The following is a 16,135-nucleotide window of genomic DNA, read 5'->3' on the forward strand; positions in this document are numbered from 1 at the left end:
ACGCCCGCCTGGCCGGGCAAGCAGGAGGCACCATGTCGCTCCCCAGCAGTCCTGCTCCTCATAGCCCCCAGGCGAAAGGGAGAGCCAAAGAGTGGTCCATGGGTTACACGATGGTGTACGCCTCGGTGGCTCTCACACGCCGGCACGCCTTACGCCGACTGGCCATCTGGGGGTGGGCCGGGGACACGTATGACGCCGTGCTGATCGTTTCTGAGCTGGTGTCGAACGCGATCAACCACGGGCGGCGCGTGGGGCACGAACTGCGCCTCAGGCTCGTCATGCTGGAGTGCGGCGCACTGGTCATCGAGGTGTCCGACCCGGTGGCCGATTTCCCGGGTTTCGACACGTTCTCCGAGCCTGAAGAGGACGCGGAGAGCGGCCGGGGTTTGTTCGTGATGCGCCGGCTCGGCGGTGAAGTCACCTGGCACCCGAGACCACACGTCGGCAAGACAGTGCGCGTCTCGCTCCGAGGAGGTCGATCTCCGGAAGTTGGCCGCGCGCGTGGTGGAAGTGCGGGATGAGATGCGCCGCCAGCCGCTGAGCTGGGTTTCCCCCGGTCAACCCGCCCACAGCCCCTCCCCCGTCAGCCCCAGCAGCTCGATCGCGTTGCGGCGTACGATCCGGTCCACCACGTCCGGGTCCAGGTGGCCCATCTGCTGTTCGCCGACCTCCCGTGACTTGGGCCAGGTGGAGTCGGAGTGCGGGTAGTCGGTCTCGTACAGGACGTTGCCCACGCCGATCGCGTCGAGGTTCCGCAGCCCGAAGGCGTCGTCGAAGAAGCAGCCGTAGACGTGCTCGGTGAAGAGCTCAGACGGTGGCCGGAGCACCTTTTCCGCCACCCCGCCCCAGCCCCGGTTCTCCTCCCAAACCACGTCCGCGCGCTCCAGGATGTACGGGATCCAGCCGATCTGCCCCTCGGCGTACATGACCTTCAGGTTCGGGAAGCGCTCGAACTTGCCGCTCATCAGCCAGTCGACCATCGAGAAGCAGCAGTTGGCGAAGGTGATCGTCGAGCCCACCGCCGGCGGGGCGTCGGCCGAGGTCGACGGCATCCTGCTGGAGGAGCCGATGTGCATCGCGACGACCGTTCCGGTCTCGTCGCACGCGCGGAGGAAGGGGTCCCACTCGTCGGTGTGGATGGACGGCAGGCCCAGGTGCGGGGGTATTTCGGAGAACGCGACCGCGCGGACGCCGCGTGCCGCGTTCCTGCGGACCTCGGCGGCGGCGAGTTCGGCGCCCCAGAGCGGGATGAGGGTGAGGGGGATGAGCCGGCCGTGGGCATCCGGACCGCACCACTCCTCCACCATCCAGTCGTTGTACGCCCGGACGCCGAGCAGCCCCAGTTCGCGGTCCTTGGCCTCGGTGAACGTCTGGCCGCAGAAGCGCGGGAAGGTGGGGAAGCACAGGGCCGACTGGACGTGGTTGACGTCCATGTCGGCGAGGCGGTCGGGCACGGAGTACGATCCGGGCCGCATCTGCTCGTACGTGATGACTTCGAGCCTGATCTCGTCCCTGTCGTAACCGACCGCCGTGTCCAGCCTGGTCAGGGGGCGGTGCAGGTCCTCGTACACCCACCAGTCGCCGACCGGCCCGTCGTCACCCTTCGCACCCATCACCGGCGCGAACTTCCCTCCCAGGAAGCTCATTTCCCTCAGGGGGGCGCGGACGACGCGGGGACCGGAGTGCTGGTACTTGGACGGGAGCCGGTCCCGCCAGACGTTGGGGGGCTCAACCGTGTGGTCGTCCACCGAGATGATCTTCGGGAAGGTCTCCATGCGATCCAAGGTAGCGCTGATCTGACGATCCGTCAGCTAGGTAGAGGCGGGTGGGAAATGGGCAGGCGCCTTCCGGTGCTGACGCATTCGCCATGGACAAGGCAAACTGGCTCCTGCGACTGGGCGACTGGGCGGTAGGGCTGACCGCACACGGCAGCAGAGGCAATAGGGGGAGTGCGATGGACGGCGTACCTCGGGCACCGGAGCAGCGGACTCCGGCTTCCGGTCCGCAGCCCGACGGGGACACCCGGCACGAGAACCAGCGGGGAACGGGCCGGCAGCACCGGCACCACGAACCGGAGGCCGCCGCACCCAAGCCCCAGGCCGCACCCCAGACCGCACCCGAGCCCGCGCCCGCGGACGCGCCCGCGGACGAGCCTGTGCGCTTCACCGTGCTCGGGCCCGTCCGCGCCTGGCGCGGCGGCGAGTCCCTCAACACCGGGTCGCCGCAGCAACGAGCCCTGCTGGCCGCCCTCCTCCTGCGCGACGGCCGCACCGCGACCGCGTCCGAGCTGATCGACGCCATCTGGGGCGAGGAGCCGCCGTCGCAGGCGCTGGCGGCGGTACGGACGTACGCCTCCCGGCTGCGCAAGGCGCTGAAGCCGGGGGTGCTCGTCAGCGAGTCCGGCGGGTACGCGATCCGGGCGGGCGCCGACTCCCTCGACCTGACCGTCGCCCAGGACCTGGCCGCCGACGCGGAGAAGTGCCGCGCCTCCGGCGACCGCTGCCAGGCCCGCACCCTGATCAACAAGGCGCTCGGCCTGTGGGACGGCGAACCGCTGGCGTCGGTCCCCGGCCCGTACGCCGAGAACCAGCGGACGCGGCTGGAGGAATGGCGGCTCCAGCTCACCGAGACCCGCCTCGACCTGGACCTGGAGGTCGGCTGCCACGCGGAGGCGATCGCGGAGCTGACGGCCCTGACGGCCGCCCACCCCCTGCGCGAACGCCTGCGCGAACTCCTCATGCTCGCCCTCTACCGCAGCGGCCGCCAGGCGGAAGCCCTCGCCGTGTACGCCGATACGCGCCGCCTCCTGGCCGACGAGCTGGGCGTGGACCCACGCCCCGAGCTCTCGCACCTCCAGCAGCGCATCCTGGAGGCCGACGCGGACCTGGCCCGCCCGGTGGAACCGGCGCCGTCGGCGGCCCCGGCGGTCGTACGGCCCGCACAGCTCCCGGCCTCCGTGCCGGACTTCACGGGCCGCTCGTCCTTCGTACGCGACCTGAGCGACCGCCTGGCCACGGCGGAGGCCGGCGTCATGGCCGTCTCGGCGCTGGCCGGCATCGGGGGCGTGGGCAAGACGACCCTCGCGGTGCACGTGGCACACGCGGCCCGCTCCCACTTCCCGGACGGCCAGCTGTACGTGGACCTGCAGGGCGCGGGCTCGCGCGCGGCGGAACCAGAGACCGTCCTGGGAGCGTTCCTGCGAGCCCTGGGCACGCCCGACACCGCCATCCCCGACACGCTGGACGAACGCGCGGCCCTCTACCGCTCGACCCTCGACGGCCGCCGCATCCTGGTCCTGCTGGACAACGCCCGCGACGCGTCGCAGATCCGCCCCCTGCTCCCCGGCACGACGGGCTGCGCGGCACTGGTGACGAGCCGGGCGCGGATGGTGGACCTGGCGGGGGCGCACCTGGTGGACCTGGACGTCATGTCCCCCGAGGAGGCCCTCCAGCTCTTCACGAAGATCGTGGGCGCCGAGCGGGTCGGCTCCGAACGCGAGGCGGCGCTGGACGTCGTGGGCGCGTGCGGCTTCCTCCCCCTGGCCATCCGCATCGCGGCCTCCCGCCTGGCGGCCCGCCGCACGTGGACGGTCTCGGTCCTGGCGGCGAAGCTGGCGGACGAACGCCGCCGCCTCGACGAACTCCAGGCCGGCGACCTGGCGGTCAAGGCCACGTTCGAGCTCGGCTACGGCCAACTGGAGCCGCAGCAGGCCCGTGCCTTCCGCCTGCTGGGCCTGGCGGACGGCCCGGACATCTCCCTGGCGGCGGCAGCGGCGGTACTGAACCAGCCCGTCCAGGACACCGAAGACCTCCTGGAATCCCTGGTCGACACCTCCCTCCTCGAATCCGCGGCCCCCGGCCGCTACCGCTACCACGACCTGGTCCGCCTCTACGCCCGCGCCTGCGCGGAACGCGACGAACAACCGCCGGTGGAACGGGAGCGGGCGCTGTCGCGGCTGCTGGACTTCTACCTGGCCACGGCGGCGGCGGTGTACGCACTGGAGCGGCCGGGGGACCGGCTGGTGGCGCACCTGGAGCCCACCGGGCGAGCGGGCCTGCACTTCACTGAACGCAGCGAGGCGCTCGACTGGCTCCACACCGAGGCCGAATGCATTCTGGCCTGCGCCCAGCAGTCCACGGGCGCCGCGTCCGTCCAGCGTGCCGTGGACCTCCTGCTGGCCGCCAAGGACCTCTCCGAGTCCGGTGCGAACTTCCGGCGGTACGAGCACGCGACGCACCTGGTGCTCGCTGCCGCCCGGCGCGCGAAGAACCTCCGGGCAGAGGGGCGTGCTCGTACCGCCCTGACGCACGTTTTTCACATCGCGGGCCGCTTCGACCAGGCGGAGGCCGAGGCCGAGGCCGCGATGGCCCTGGCGCACGGAGATCCCATTCCGGGCGGTTACGCGCCCAACATCAGGGGATTCATCGCGGTCTACCAGAAGCGCTACAGCGAGGCGGAGAAGTACCTCCAACTGGCCATAGACAATTTCCGCGCCGACGGAAACCGGCCGAGCGAGGCCAGCGCGCTGTGCAACCTGTCGCGCGCGCACCTGGCCATGGGCCGCACCACCAGCGCGGTGGAGCTGGCCAAGCAAGGCGTCGACATCTACGACCGGCAAGGCCTCACCCTGCGGCTGGCGAACGGACGTTACGCACTCGGGATGGCCCTCACCCAGGCCGGGCAGTTCGGCGAAGCGCTCGAACAGCTCACCCAGGCCCTCGGCATCTTCCACGAGAACCGTCAGCCGCTGTGGGAGGGAGTGACCCACTTCAGGCTCGCCGAAGTACACCTCGCCGCACGTCGCCCGACCCTGGCGGCAGCGCATGCCGAGCAGGCCATCGCTCTTCGCGGCATCGGCGGCGAGTGGCGCCGGGGCACGGTCCTGACCGTACTCGGCAGGGCGCTCGACCACCTGGGCCAGGTGGACCGGAGCAGGGCCTGCTGGGGCGAGGCACTCGCGATCTTCGAAGGGCTCGGCTCCCCGGAAGCCGCCGAGGTCCGCTCTCTGCTGGCGACCGCCGCGACCGCCGCCTAGAGGCGCGTCCCCACCAAGGCGTTCATCGTTCGTTTATCGCTGCCCGGCACTCTCATTCCTATCGATCCGTCGCGTCGGGGGGCAGACGGATTGACGCACGGACCGGCCAACTAAGTTGTACGGTCCCAGCCCGTCCGGCGACCCTCGGGGGAGTTGCCGGGCGGGCTCACCTGACCGTTTCGCCGACAACCTTGGAGCGACGATGAGCGATGCGAAGCAGCCGACGGGCAGCCCCAAGCCACTGGACGACCACATGTCCGGCACCGAGAGCGACATCCTGAAGCCGCTGGACGACCACATGTCCGGTGCGGAGAAGGACGTCGTGAAGCCGCTGGACGACCACATGTCGAGCGAGCCGGTCAACTGAGACTTCATTCGACGGGGAACGGCCGCGGTGGCCCGGAGGGGGAGCCACCGCGGCCGCCGCGTGTCCGGGGGCGGGGGCAGGGGGCGGGGGGCTTCGGCGACCCCACCCCCCGCCGCGTGCCCCCCCGCGCCGCTACAGTCGCCGCGCCCGCAGCTCCCCCTTCAGGACCTTGCCGCTCGCGTTCCTCGGCAGTTCGCTGACGAACTCGACCTGTCTCGGGACCTTGTAATTCGCCATTTCGCGGCGCGACCAGGCGATCAGGTCGTCCGATGTGAGCGTGGAGCCGGGGCGGCGGACCGTGTACGCCTTGCCCACCTCGCCCAGCCTCGCGTCCGGGACGCCGATCACCGCCACGTCCGCCACGTCCGGGTGCAGGCCCAGCAGCCGCTCGATTTCCGCCGGATAGGCGTTGAAGCCGCCGACTATGAACATGTCCTTGACCCGGTCCGTGATGCGGAGGTTGCCGGCCTCGTCCAGTACGCCCACATCGCCCGTACGCAGCCAGCCGTCCGGTGTGATGGCCGCGGCCGTCCCGGCCGGGTCCTCGTAGTAGCCGCGCATGACGTTGAAGCCCCGGACCAGGATCTCCCCCGGCGTGCCGGGCCCGGCCGCCAGGACGCGGACCTCCGTGCCGGGGATCGCGCGTCCCGATGTCGACGCGATGGTCTGCGGCGGGTCGCCCCGGCGGCACATCGTCACGATGCCGGACGCCTCACAGAGGCCGTACGCCGTGAGGACCGTGGAGATGTGGAGTTCGCCGCGCAGGCGTTCCACCAGCCGGAGCGGGACCACCGCCGCGCCCGTCACCACCAGGCGCAGGGCCGAGAGGTCGTGAGCGTCTCGGGACGGGTGGTCCAGGAGTGACTGATGGAGCGTGGGCGGGCCCGGCAGGACCGAGATGCGTTCGGCCGCGATGTTCGCCAGGACCGTGTCCACGTTGAAGACCGGCTGCGGGACCATCGTCGCACCGCGCATCAGGCAGGCGATGATGCCCGCCTTGTAGCCGAAGGTGTGGAAGAAGGGGTTCACGATCAGGTAGCGGTCGCCCTCGCGCAGGCCGGCCAGCTCAGACCAGATGGCGTAGCAGCGCAGCGTCTGCGCGTGCGTGATCACCGCACCCTTGGGGCGGCCCGTCGTCCCCGACGTGAAGACGATGTCCGAAGGCCAAGACCCCGTGACCGACGCCGCACGGGCACGGACGTCCGCCGAGGACACCGCCTCGCCGGACGCCAGGAAGTCCTTCCACGTGCGGTACATGGGGTACTCGTCGGGCGCCGCGTCGGCCAGCACCACCACCCGCTCCAGGTGCGGCAGGTCCACGTCCGCCCGGCGCAGGGACGCCACGTACGACGTACCGAGGAACGTGCCGGTGATGAAGAGGAGCTTCGCCCGGCTGCGGGAGAGGACGTACGCCGCCTCCGTGCCCTTGAAGCGCGTGTTCAGCGGGACCAGGACCGCGCCCGCCGTCACCGCGCCGAGAGCGGACACGATCCAGTCGAGGGTGTTGGGCGCCCAGACCGCGACCCGGTCGCCGGGCTCGACGCCGGATGCCATGCAGGCCGCCGCCGCCCGCTCGACGCGCTCGCCCAGTCCGGCGTACGAGACACGCGTCCGGCCCTCGACCACGGCCTCCCGCTCGCCGTACCGCTCCGCCGCACTCCGCACAAGCTCCGGGATGCTGCTCCACTCGACGTCCCCGGCATCGCCACCGTCCCCGCCGTCCCCGCCGTCCGCTGCGCTCATGGCAAGCCCTCCCACACCACTAGCTGACTAACCGTCAGATTAGCGGTAGCCTGACGCCCTGTCAGCAGTAAGAGACGGCAGTCATGACCATCGCGGAGGTGCCCGGACGTGGCGACGCTCAAGGACGCGACAGCGATAGTCGGTACGGGACAGACCCCCTTCGCCAGGCAACTCCCCGAGTCCGAGAAGACCTTGGCCTGCCGCGCCGTCCTCGCCGCCCTCGACGACGCGGGCATCGCCCCGTCCGAGGTCGACGGACTCGCCTCGTACACCATGGAGGAGACCGACGAAGTCGAGGTGGCGAAGTCCATCGGCGCCGGAGACATCACCTTCTTCTCCAAGGTCGGGTACGGCGGCGGCGGGTCCTGCGCCACCGTCGCCCACCTCGCCGCCGCCATCGCCACCGGCCAGGCGAGCGTCGGCGTCGCGTGGCGCTCGCGCAAGCGCGGGTCGGGGCCGCGGCCCTGGAAGAACACCACCGCGCAGCTCCCCACCCCCGCCCAGTGGACCCGCCCCTTCGGCCTCCTGCGCCCCGCCGACGAGATCGGCATGCTCGCCCGCCGGTACATGCACCAGTACGGCGCCACCCGCGACCACTTCTTCAACGTCGCCCTGGCCTGCCGGAACCGGGCGAACCAGAACCCGGCCGCGATCATGTACGAACGGCCCCTGACCCGCGACATGTACATGAACTCGCGCTGGATCAGCGACCCGCTCTGCCTCTTCGACAACTGCCTGGAGACGGACGGCGCACTGGCGTGCGTGATCGTCAGCGCCGAGCGCGCCCGCGACTGCCGGCGCAGGCCCGTATACGTCCACTCCGCCGCCCAAGGCCTGCCCGCCCAGCACCACGGCATGGTCAACTACTGGAACGACGATCCTCTCACCGGCCCCGCCTGGACCGCCGCCCGCCAGCTCTGGAAGCAGGCCGACTTCGGCCCGGACGACGTCGACGTGGCCCAGATCTACGACGCCTTCACACCGCTGATCCCGCTGTCCCTGGAGGGCTACGGCTTCTGCGGGCGGGGAGAAGGTGCGGCGTTCACCGAAGGCGGCGCCCTGGAGAGCGGCGGACGGCTGCCGATCAACACCGGGGGCGGCGGGCTCAGCGAGGCGTACGTCCATGGCTTCAACCTCATCACCGAAGGCGTAAAGCAACTGCGCGGCACCAGCACCGCCCAGGTACCGGACGCCGCCACCTGCCTGGTCACGGCAGGCGAGGGTGTCCCGACGTCGGCCCTGCTGCTGAGGAGTTGAGAGATGCGCGACAGCCACACTGAGAGCGACCACCACCCCGACCGTGACCGTGACCGCCTGCTGGTTCCCGTTGTCGACGACGACGGCGCCCCCTTCTGGGAGTACGCCGCCCAGGGCGAGCTCCGCGTCCAGGCCTGCGCCGCCACCGGCTGCGGCGAGCTGCGCTTTCCGCCCCGGCCCTGCTGCCCGCACTGCCAGTCGTTCGAGAGCGAATGGCAGCGGATGAGCGGCAAGGGAAGGATCTGGTCGTACGTCATGCCACATCCGCCACTTCTGCCCGCCTACGCCGCCCAGGCCCCGTACAACGCAGTCGTCGTGGAACTGGCCGACGCCCCACACATCCGGCTCGTGGGAAATGTGGTCGCCGAGCCCGGCGCCGCACTCGACTCCGTCGATCCGGCGCGGCTGCGCATCGGCGCGAAAGTGCAGGCCGCGTTCACGAAGGGCGCGGGCGCGAGCGCGGGCGCGAGCGGCGTGACGGTACCTCAGTGGCTGCTGGAGCGGTCGTGAGCGGTGTCCGCGTCGAACGGGACAAGGACACGGGCGTCGCGGTCGTCACCCTCGACCGGCCGGAGCGGCACAACGCCATCGACCTGGGCGCAGCCCGCCAACTCGGCGAGGTCTGGCGGGAGTTCCGGTTCGACGAGAGCGTACGGGCCGTCGTGCTCACCGGCGCGGGAGGCAAGGCTTTCTGCAGCGGAATCGACCGGGGAGTGGACGTTCCTCAGCCTCCGTCGCCGTACTCCATCGACGATCCTCTCCTCTCCATCGGGCCGAAGGCGAACGACCTGTGGAAGCCGGTGATCGCGGCGGTACGGGGAATGGCGTGCGGCGGGGCGTTCTACCTGCTGGGGGAGGCCGAGTTCGTCGTCGCCGCCGAGGACGCGGCCTTCTTCGATCCGCACACGACGTACGGGATGGTCAGCGCGTACGAGACGATCCACATGGCGCAGCGGATGCCGTTCGGGGAGGTCGCCCGGATGGCGCTGATGGGGACGCGCGAACGGGTGTCGGCGCGGCGCGCGTACGAGACTGGACTGGTGTCGGAAGTCGTCCCGAGCGGGGAGGAAGTGGCGGCGGCCGTGCGCGCGGCCGAGGTGATCGCGTCGTACCCGACGCAGGCCGTGCAGGGCACGGTGCGGGCGGTGTGGGCGGCGACGGAGGGAGCGCGCCATCAGGCGCTCGCGCAGGCACCGCATCTGGTGGCGCTCGGCAATCTGCCGTCGGACCGGCAGGCGGAACTCTTCACCGCCCGCCGGTCCGGATTCCGTACGCGCTAGGTGTATCGCTAGGTGTATTAGGCCCTGGGCGTGCCGCGTCAGCCGGAGATGCGCCGTACGTTGCTCAGCGCGCACTTGCCGCCGGAGGTCTCGCCCGCCCGGGCGACGTACGGGGTGGCGACATCGAGCCTGTCGGTCTGGCCCGCGAGCACCATGTACATGCTGGGGTGGCGCGTCCCGATGGTCGCACCGCTCGGGTCGGTGAACCTGACCGTGAAGGTGTAGGTGTAGTTCTCGGAGGAGCTGCTGTTGGTGGCGCTGACAGCGGCGACGATGCCGCGGGAGGGGTCGTACACGCAGGAGTCGATCCGTACGTCCGTGATGTTGGTGTTGCCGCGGCTGCCGGAGGTCGAGCCCGTGGTGGTGGACGAGCCGGTGGTGTAACCACTGGTCGTGCTGCCACTGGTGGTGCTGCTGCCGGTCGTGGTGTCGCCGCTGGTGTAGCTCGAACCGCCGCTACTGCTGGTGCTACTACTGCTGCTGCTCGAACCGTCGAACCTGCTGCCACCGCTGCTGCCGCTGCTGTTGTTGTCGCAGCCACCACCGCCGGAACCACGCGCTCCGGTCAGTGCGAAGACAGCGATACCGAAGACGGCGACAGCGCGGACATGGCGAAGCTGCACGCTTCAACCCCCGTTGAATTCGTAAAATGTGGCGCTCTTGATTGACAAGCGCACGTCACCCTATGGGGCGCCGGACACGCCTGCAAACACGTGTCGGCGGGGCGAAGGTGCCCTTGCGGCGACCCGCCCGCGACTGGCAGCCGCCGCACCGTGGGCGTAGCGTCGTCACCGAGAGCCACCCCAAGGAGGCGCGATGTTCCGCAGCGTCCTCGGCTGGATCCTCGCTCTCGTCGGAGCGACGGCGGCCGTGCTCAGCCCCTTCCGTACCTGGTACGACGGTCGCCTCGGGCGCGACTACCGCATCGGCGACCTGTTCGGCGGCATTACGGACAGTGAGGCCGGCATCGCAGGATCGATCCTGCTGCCGTTCGCCTTCGCCGCCCTGCTGACCCTGGCCGGGCTGCTGCTGCGGTCCCGGCTGATGGTCGCCCTCGCCGGGGTCGTCGTGCTCGGCTTCACCGTGCTCTGGATGGTCCGCGTCGGCCAGGCGCGCGGCGGCCTCACCGTCAACAGCGACGGCTCCGGCCTGGACATCGGCGTCGCGCTCGCGTTCGGCGGCGGCGTACTCCTCCTGCTGGCCGCTGCCGTGATGCTCGGACGCGGGCAACGGCACCGGCGCGTGGACGGCGACAGACACCGGCGCCGCGAACCCGAGCACGACTACGAGCGCGAGCAGGACTACGACCGCGACTACGACCGCGACCACGCGCCGCACGAGCGCGCACCGGAGCAAGGGACCGAGCACCACTTCCCCTGGCGTCCGGGCCCCGGCGGACCCGGCGGACCGGGCGCACCGGGCGGACTCGACGACCGGCCGCCCCCGCCCCCGCCGGATGACCGCTACCGCTAGCGGCAGCGGTCACCTCTACCGCAGGCCACCCCGCCTCAGGCGCGCGTACCCGACGCCCGGCCCGTCGCCGTGCCCTTCACCGCGTCCAGCGCGTACACGCACCGGTCCTTGCTGCACGCGTACACCACACCACCCCGTGCCACCGGCGACCCGGTGATCTCACCGCCCGTCGCGAGCTTCCAGCGCAACTGGCCGCCGCTCGCGTCCAGCGTGTAGAGGCAGTGGTCGGCCGAGCCGAAGTGGACGCGGCCGTCGGAGACCACGGGCGCGCCGATGACGTCGCCGCCCGCCGCGAAGCGCCACTTCGGGGTACCGGTCACCGCGTCCAGGGTGTAGAGCGCGCTGCCGCTGCCCACATGGATGTTGCCCGCGGCGACCAGCACCGGCTCGATGGACTGGCGCGACTCCGTGGCGATACGCCACCGGTCCTTGCCGGTGGAGGCGTCCAGGGCGTACACCGTGCCGAGGTAGTCGGCCAGGTAGACGCCACCGCCCGTGACCGCAGGACCCGGCGCGAACGCGGGCGGGCTGAGGAAGACCGCGGGGGCCTCGAAGTGCCACCGCACACGGCCGCTGACGGCCTCGATGGCGAGGACGCGCGGGCCGGCGGCGACGTACACACAGCCGTCCGGCGCCGACGTCAGCCGCAGCGGGACTCCGCCGCAGGACGCCGCGTCGCCGATCGGGTACGACCAGCGCTCGATGCCGGTACGGGAGTCCAGGGCGCGCAGCCGCGCGTCCTGCCACACGTACACCGTGTCGTCGTGTACGGCGGGACCTGCCTCCGGGGTCTCGAAGTCGCTCTGCGCGCCGGTGAGTTCCCACAGCTTCTGGCCGTTGGACGCCTCCCATGCCTGGACGCCGCCGCCGCGCGTGCCGGTCACCACCGTGCCGCGGTCGGCCTTGAGGGAGTACACCCACGCGTCGGTCTGGAGCCGCCACCGCTCCTGGCCGTCGGCGGCGTCGAGGGCGTACAGCGTCGGGCCGTCGGAGGCGTGGATACGGCCGCCCGCGACCGCCATCGCCCAGGCGACGTCCCGCGTCTTGAACTTTCGCCGGCCGCTCGCCACATCGAGGGCGTGCACCTCGAAGGAGGTGACGTACACCAGGTCGCCCGCGACGGCCGGTGTGCCCCACACGTCGTTGGACATGCGGAACCGCCACGGCCGCCATCCCCCGGAAGGCCCCGCGCCGTCGGCCGACTGCGCGGGCGGCGGAATGGCCGGGGGCGGCGGGGCGGAGACGGGCGGCGGTACGAGGCCGGTGGCGGCGTCCGCACCGTTCGGCGAGGCATTCGGGGAGGCGGTCACCCCGGCCGGGGGCCTGATCCAGCCCGTTGCGTGCTCGCCCGGCGCGGGACCCGCCCCGGCGCGACCGCCGGCCACGCGGGGGCCGGGGCCGATCGGCACCGTGGAGCCGGGCAGCCGTACAGCGGCATGCTGCGGGGCGTGCGGGGCATGAGCACCGGCTTGCGCGGCATGCGCACCCTGAGCCGCATGCGGCCCCTGAGCCGCATGCGGCCCCTGAGCCCCATGCGGCCCCTGAGCGCCTTGCGCCGCGGGGCCGGCGTGCGCGCCCTGCGGAGCGCGCCCGTCCGCGGAGGCCGGCGCAGACGCCGAAGCCGGCGCCTCGGACCGGGACGCCACCGGGGCGAACGGCGGCGGGCCCGGCGGTCTCGGCGGTGTGGAGTGCGCCCGCGACGACGGCGTACTCGGCAGCGCGGGACGCCCGCCCCGCCGCTGTTCGATCATCGCGGTGGCCCGCGCGGGCAGCCACGCGGACGCCGTACCGCTGTCGTCCTCGCCGGAGGCGAAGAGGTGCGGCGAGAGCTGCGCCTGGAGGTCGGCCGGGCTGGGCCGCCGTACCGCTTCCATCTGCATGCACGACTCGATCAGCGGGCGCAGCTCGTCGGGCAGACCCTCGACGTCCGGGCCCTCGCGCAGCAGCATGAAGACCGTCTCGACCGGGTTCACGCCGTGGAACGGCGCGTGCCCGGTCGCCGCGAAGACCAGCGTCGAACCGAGCGAGAAGATGTCGCTGGCCCCCGTCACGCTGCGCGAGTCGCGCGCCTGCTCGGGCGACATGTAGGCGGGCGTACCGACGGCGACGTTGGTCATGGTCAGCCGCGTGTTGGAGACGCCGGAGGCAATGCCGAAGTCGATGACGCGCGGCCCGTCCTCCACCACCAGGACGTTCGACGGCTTGAGGTCGCGGTGGACCAGGCCCGCCCCGTGGATGGACTGGAGCGCCTCGGCGATACCCGCCGCCAGCCAGCGCACCGCCTGGGCCGGCATCGGCCCGCATTCATTCACTATTTCTTCGAGGGAGGGCGCGGGTACGTACGCCGTGGCCAGCCACGGCACCGCCGCCCGCGGATCGGCATCCACGACGGCGGCCGTGTAGAAGCCGCTGACGGCCCGCGCCGCCTCCACTTCGCGCGTGAAGCGGACGCGGAACAGCTGGTCCTCGGCGAGCTCGGTCCTTACCGTCTTGATCGCCACGCGCCGGCCGGACGCCGACCGCGCGAGATAGACCAGCCCCATGCCGCCGGCCCCAAGCCGGGCCAGTACCTCGAACGGGCCGATCCGCCGCGGGTCATGCTGCGTCAGCTGCTCCATAACTTGCCTGCCACCTCCCCGTACGAGGCCGCAAACACAGCCCCGTGAAGCGTCTCACCACTGGGCACCACCCAGCGGTGCGCAACCCTGATTCTTCCTGTCTGAGGCGGTGGTGGCGAACCCGGGGGCGGACCGGGGTGTCTCACCCGGATTCGGACAGGGCGCGCGGACGAAAAATGTCGGTGATGGGGCGCTACGTCTCGTTTTTCCGGGGCCCGTCAGGTCCGGGGCGTTCGTCGACCTCGTCACTTTCGGCCAGGCGTGCGGACTTCGAAGGTTCGGAGGGTGCGGGGGGCGCGGGCGGTTCGGAAGGTTCAGACGGTGCGGAGGGTTCAGCAGGTTCGGAAGGCTCCGCAGGTTCCGGAGCTCCAGAAGGGCCGGCTGGTTCCGAAGGCTCGGAAGGCTCAGCGCGTTCGGCAGCGGCAGCCTGTTCGGCCCCTTCAGCCGGGGCCGCCGCCTCAGTCGGCCCAGCCGGCTCAGCCGCTTCAGCCGGTCCAGCGGCCTCAGCCGGCTCAGCCAGTTCCGCCAGTTCCGCCAGTACGGCGAAAGTCGCGCCCTGATTGTCGGTGAGCACCGCGATCCGGCCGTACGGCGTGTCGAACGGCTGCGCCTGGACGCGGCCGCCGAGCCCGACGGCCTTAGCCGCCGCCCCGTCGCAGTCTTCGACCACGAAATAGATCATGAAGTGGTCCGGCATCTCGACCGGGAAGGCGTCACCCATGACACTGCGGCCACCGATGGCCGTATCGGGGCCGGGATCGGCGCCCGCCGGGGACCACGTCCTGAAGTCCTCGCCCTCCTCGTCGAGGTCGAAGCCCTGGAAGCCGAAGACGGTCTCGTAGAAGGGATCGGTCCGGTCCTTGTCGCGCGCGTAGACCTCCGTCCAGCAGAACGAGCCCGGCTGGTCCCGCTTCTCGAAACCGGCATGGCTGCCCGCCTGCCAGAGCCCGAAGACCGCGCCGCCCGGGTCGGCGGCCACAGCCATTGTGCCCAGCGGGGGTACGGGCAGCGGGTCCGTCACCATCTGGCCGCCCGCCTCCCGGATCCTCCGGGCGAGCGCCGCCGCGTCGTCGGTGGCGAAGTAGACACCCCAGGCGGTGGGCATCCGCCCGTCCCGCTTGGGGGCGAGGGCGGCGACCTTCTTGCCGCCACTGAGGGCATTGACGAACGCGGCCTGCCCCGCCCTGCCCGACCAGCCCGTTTTTGCCCGCTCGTCGATGCCGGGGTCCTCAAACGTCCAGCCGAAGAGCCCACCGTAGAAACGCTTGCCCGCTTCGACGTCGTCCAGCGTCACATCGACCCAGCATGGGATGCCTTCCGCATATACGGCCATGGGCCCGGGTCCTTCCGTCACGCAGGGCAGAACGCTGTGTGGCGCCCGTCACATCCAAGCTAACGGGCCGCCGCGCCTCACGCAGGGGATAAAAAGGAACAAGTAGTCCACTATCGGGCCATCACGCCATGGCGCACATGGGTTGTCCACCAAAGTTGTCCACAGGCTGTTGATAAGTCTATTCGGGTCAGGCGCGGCTGGAGGCGGCAAGCGGGCGAGTGGCGGCCGACGGACGGGCGAGTGGCGGGCGATTAGCGGCATCCCGACAGTCGAGCGGCGGGCCGGGGCGGCTGGCCGGTTCCCCATTTGCAGTCGGCCGAATCGCGCTCCGATCACCCCTCGGTAAGCTGACGGCATGACAGGACAAGTACGCACCGTCGACGGCCGCGTGGCCGGACGACGCGGTCAGGCGACGCGGCAGAAGCTGCTCGACTGCCTCAGCGAGATGCTCAGCTCCTCGCCCTACCGCGACGTCAAAGTCATCGATGTGGCCCGGAAGGCGGGGACTTCACCCGCGACTTTCTACCAGTACTTCCCTGATGTGGAGGGCGCTGTCCTCGAAATCGCGGAAGAAATGGCCAAGGAGGGTGCCGGGTTGACCGAACTCGTCTCCGGCCGCTCCTGGGTCGGCAAGGCGGGCTGGGCGACCTCCGAAGAACTTGTCGAGGGCTTCCTCGACTTTTGGCGCAAAAACGACGCCATCCTCCGGGTTGTCGACCTCGGCGCCGCGGAGGGCGACAAGCGGTTCTACAAGATCCGCATGAAGATCCTGAACTCGGTCACCAACTCCCTTACGGACACGGTGAAAGAGCTCCAGTCCAAGGGCAAGGTCGACAAGGACATCAGCCCCGCCGCCATGGCCGGGTCGCTCGTCGCCATGCTGGCGGCGGTCGCCTCGCACCAGAAGGGCTTCCAGACCTGGGGTGTGAAGCAGAGCGAACTGCGCCCCAACCTGGCCCTGTTGGTGCACCTGGGCATCACCGGCAAGAAGCCGACGAAGTAGCCGCCGAGCAGCCGACGAAGCAGGCC

Annotated in this window: 12 protein-coding genes and 1 pseudogene; 8 read left to right on the forward strand and 5 right to left on the reverse strand. The window is 71.1% G+C overall.

Annotated elements, in window-relative coordinates:
* The first annotated feature begins 98 nt into the window (after positions 1-98).
* Positions 99-521 carry an ATP-binding protein gene (locus G412_RS0104445; protein WP_028810999.1) on the forward strand — a complete coding sequence of 141 codons (423 nt, stop codon included), beginning with the start codon at positions 99-101 and terminating at the stop codon, positions 519-521.
* Between the two features lie 36 nt (positions 522-557).
* On the opposite strand, the gene G412_RS0104450 is transcribed toward G412_RS0104445, so the two are convergent.
* The gene (locus G412_RS0104450) at positions 558-1,775 is read right to left on the reverse strand and encodes an amidohydrolase family protein (protein ID WP_028811000.1); all 1,218 of its coding nucleotides are present in this window, start codon (positions 1,773-1,775) and stop codon (positions 558-560) included.
* Positions 1,776-1,954: 179 nt separating this feature from the next.
* Here G412_RS0104450 and afsR point away from each other — a divergent pair, with 179 nt between their 5' ends.
* Both afsR and G412_RS40050 read left to right on the forward strand, forming a co-directional pair.
* A complete protein-coding gene (gene afsR, locus G412_RS0104455; RefSeq protein WP_028811001.1) occupies positions 1,955-5,035 on the forward strand; it encodes an SARP-family global regulator AfsR in 3,081 nt (1,026 codons plus the stop codon).
* 202 nt (positions 5,036-5,237) lie between these two features.
* On the forward strand, positions 5,238-5,402 hold the full coding sequence (locus tag G412_RS40050; protein WP_167546441.1) for a hypothetical protein: 165 nt from the start codon (positions 5,238-5,240) through the stop codon (positions 5,400-5,402).
* A gap of 132 nt (positions 5,403-5,534) precedes the next feature.
* Here G412_RS40050 and G412_RS0104465 read toward each other — a convergent pair whose 3' ends face one another.
* Complete coding sequence (locus G412_RS0104465) at positions 5,535-7,145, reverse strand: FadD3 family acyl-CoA ligase (protein ID WP_051338127.1); 1,611 nt, start codon at positions 7,143-7,145, stop codon at positions 5,535-5,537.
* A 108-nt stretch (positions 7,146-7,253) separates the two neighbouring features.
* On the opposite strand from G412_RS0104465, the gene G412_RS0104470 reads away from it, so the two are divergent.
* From G412_RS0104470 to G412_RS0104480, 3 genes are read left to right on the forward strand one after another with little or no spacing between them, the layout of a single operon-like run.
* Positions 7,254-8,402, forward strand: a complete 1,149-nt coding sequence (locus tag G412_RS0104470; protein WP_028811003.1) for a lipid-transfer protein — start codon at positions 7,254-7,256, stop codon at positions 8,400-8,402.
* Positions 8,403-8,405: 3 nt separating this feature from the next.
* Positions 8,406-8,912, forward strand: coding sequence for a Zn-ribbon domain-containing OB-fold protein (locus G412_RS40720; RefSeq protein WP_051338128.1), 507 nt, complete (start codon positions 8,406-8,408; stop codon positions 8,910-8,912).
* Positions 8,909-9,682, forward strand: a complete 774-nt coding sequence (locus G412_RS0104480) for an enoyl-CoA hydratase/isomerase family protein (protein ID WP_037647614.1) — start codon at positions 8,909-8,911, stop codon at positions 9,680-9,682. Before G412_RS40720 ends, G412_RS0104480 begins: the two co-directional genes overlap by 4 nt.
* A gap of 38 nt (positions 9,683-9,720) precedes the next feature.
* Here G412_RS0104480 and G412_RS33300 read toward each other — a convergent pair whose 3' ends face one another.
* Positions 9,721-10,305: a hypothetical protein gene (locus G412_RS33300; protein ID WP_051338129.1), complete on the reverse strand. Its 585-nt coding sequence runs from the start codon at positions 10,303-10,305 to the stop codon at positions 9,721-9,723.
* A gap of 193 nt (positions 10,306-10,498) precedes the next feature.
* Here G412_RS33300 and G412_RS40425 point away from each other — a divergent pair, with 193 nt between their 5' ends.
* Positions 10,499-11,155, forward strand: a complete 657-nt coding sequence (locus G412_RS40425) for a hypothetical protein (protein ID WP_028811006.1) — start codon at positions 10,499-10,501, stop codon at positions 11,153-11,155.
* A 35-nt stretch (positions 11,156-11,190) separates the two neighbouring features.
* Here G412_RS40425 and afsK read toward each other — a convergent pair whose 3' ends face one another.
* Both afsK and kbpA read right to left on the reverse strand, forming a co-directional pair.
* Entirely contained in the window at positions 11,191-13,773 is a 2,583-nt protein-coding gene (gene afsK / locus G412_RS0104495) for a protein serine/threonine kinase AfsK (RefSeq protein WP_028811007.1), read from the reverse strand.
* A gap of 535 nt (positions 13,774-14,308) precedes the next feature.
* Positions 14,309-15,106: pseudogene (gene kbpA, locus G412_RS33305) on the reverse strand (AfsK-binding protein KbpA); the annotation flags it as partial.
* Between the two features lie 355 nt (positions 15,107-15,461).
* Between kbpA and G412_RS0104505 the strand changes: the two are divergent.
* Positions 15,462-16,109: a TetR family transcriptional regulator gene (locus G412_RS0104505; protein ID WP_037647617.1), complete on the forward strand. Its 648-nt coding sequence runs from the start codon at positions 15,462-15,464 to the stop codon at positions 16,107-16,109.
* Positions 16,110-16,135 lie beyond the last annotated feature (26 nt).

The organism is Streptomyces flavidovirens DSM 40150, assembly GCF_000429085.1.
Taxonomy (GTDB): domain Bacteria; phylum Actinomycetota; class Actinomycetes; order Streptomycetales; family Streptomycetaceae; genus Streptomyces; species Streptomyces flavidovirens.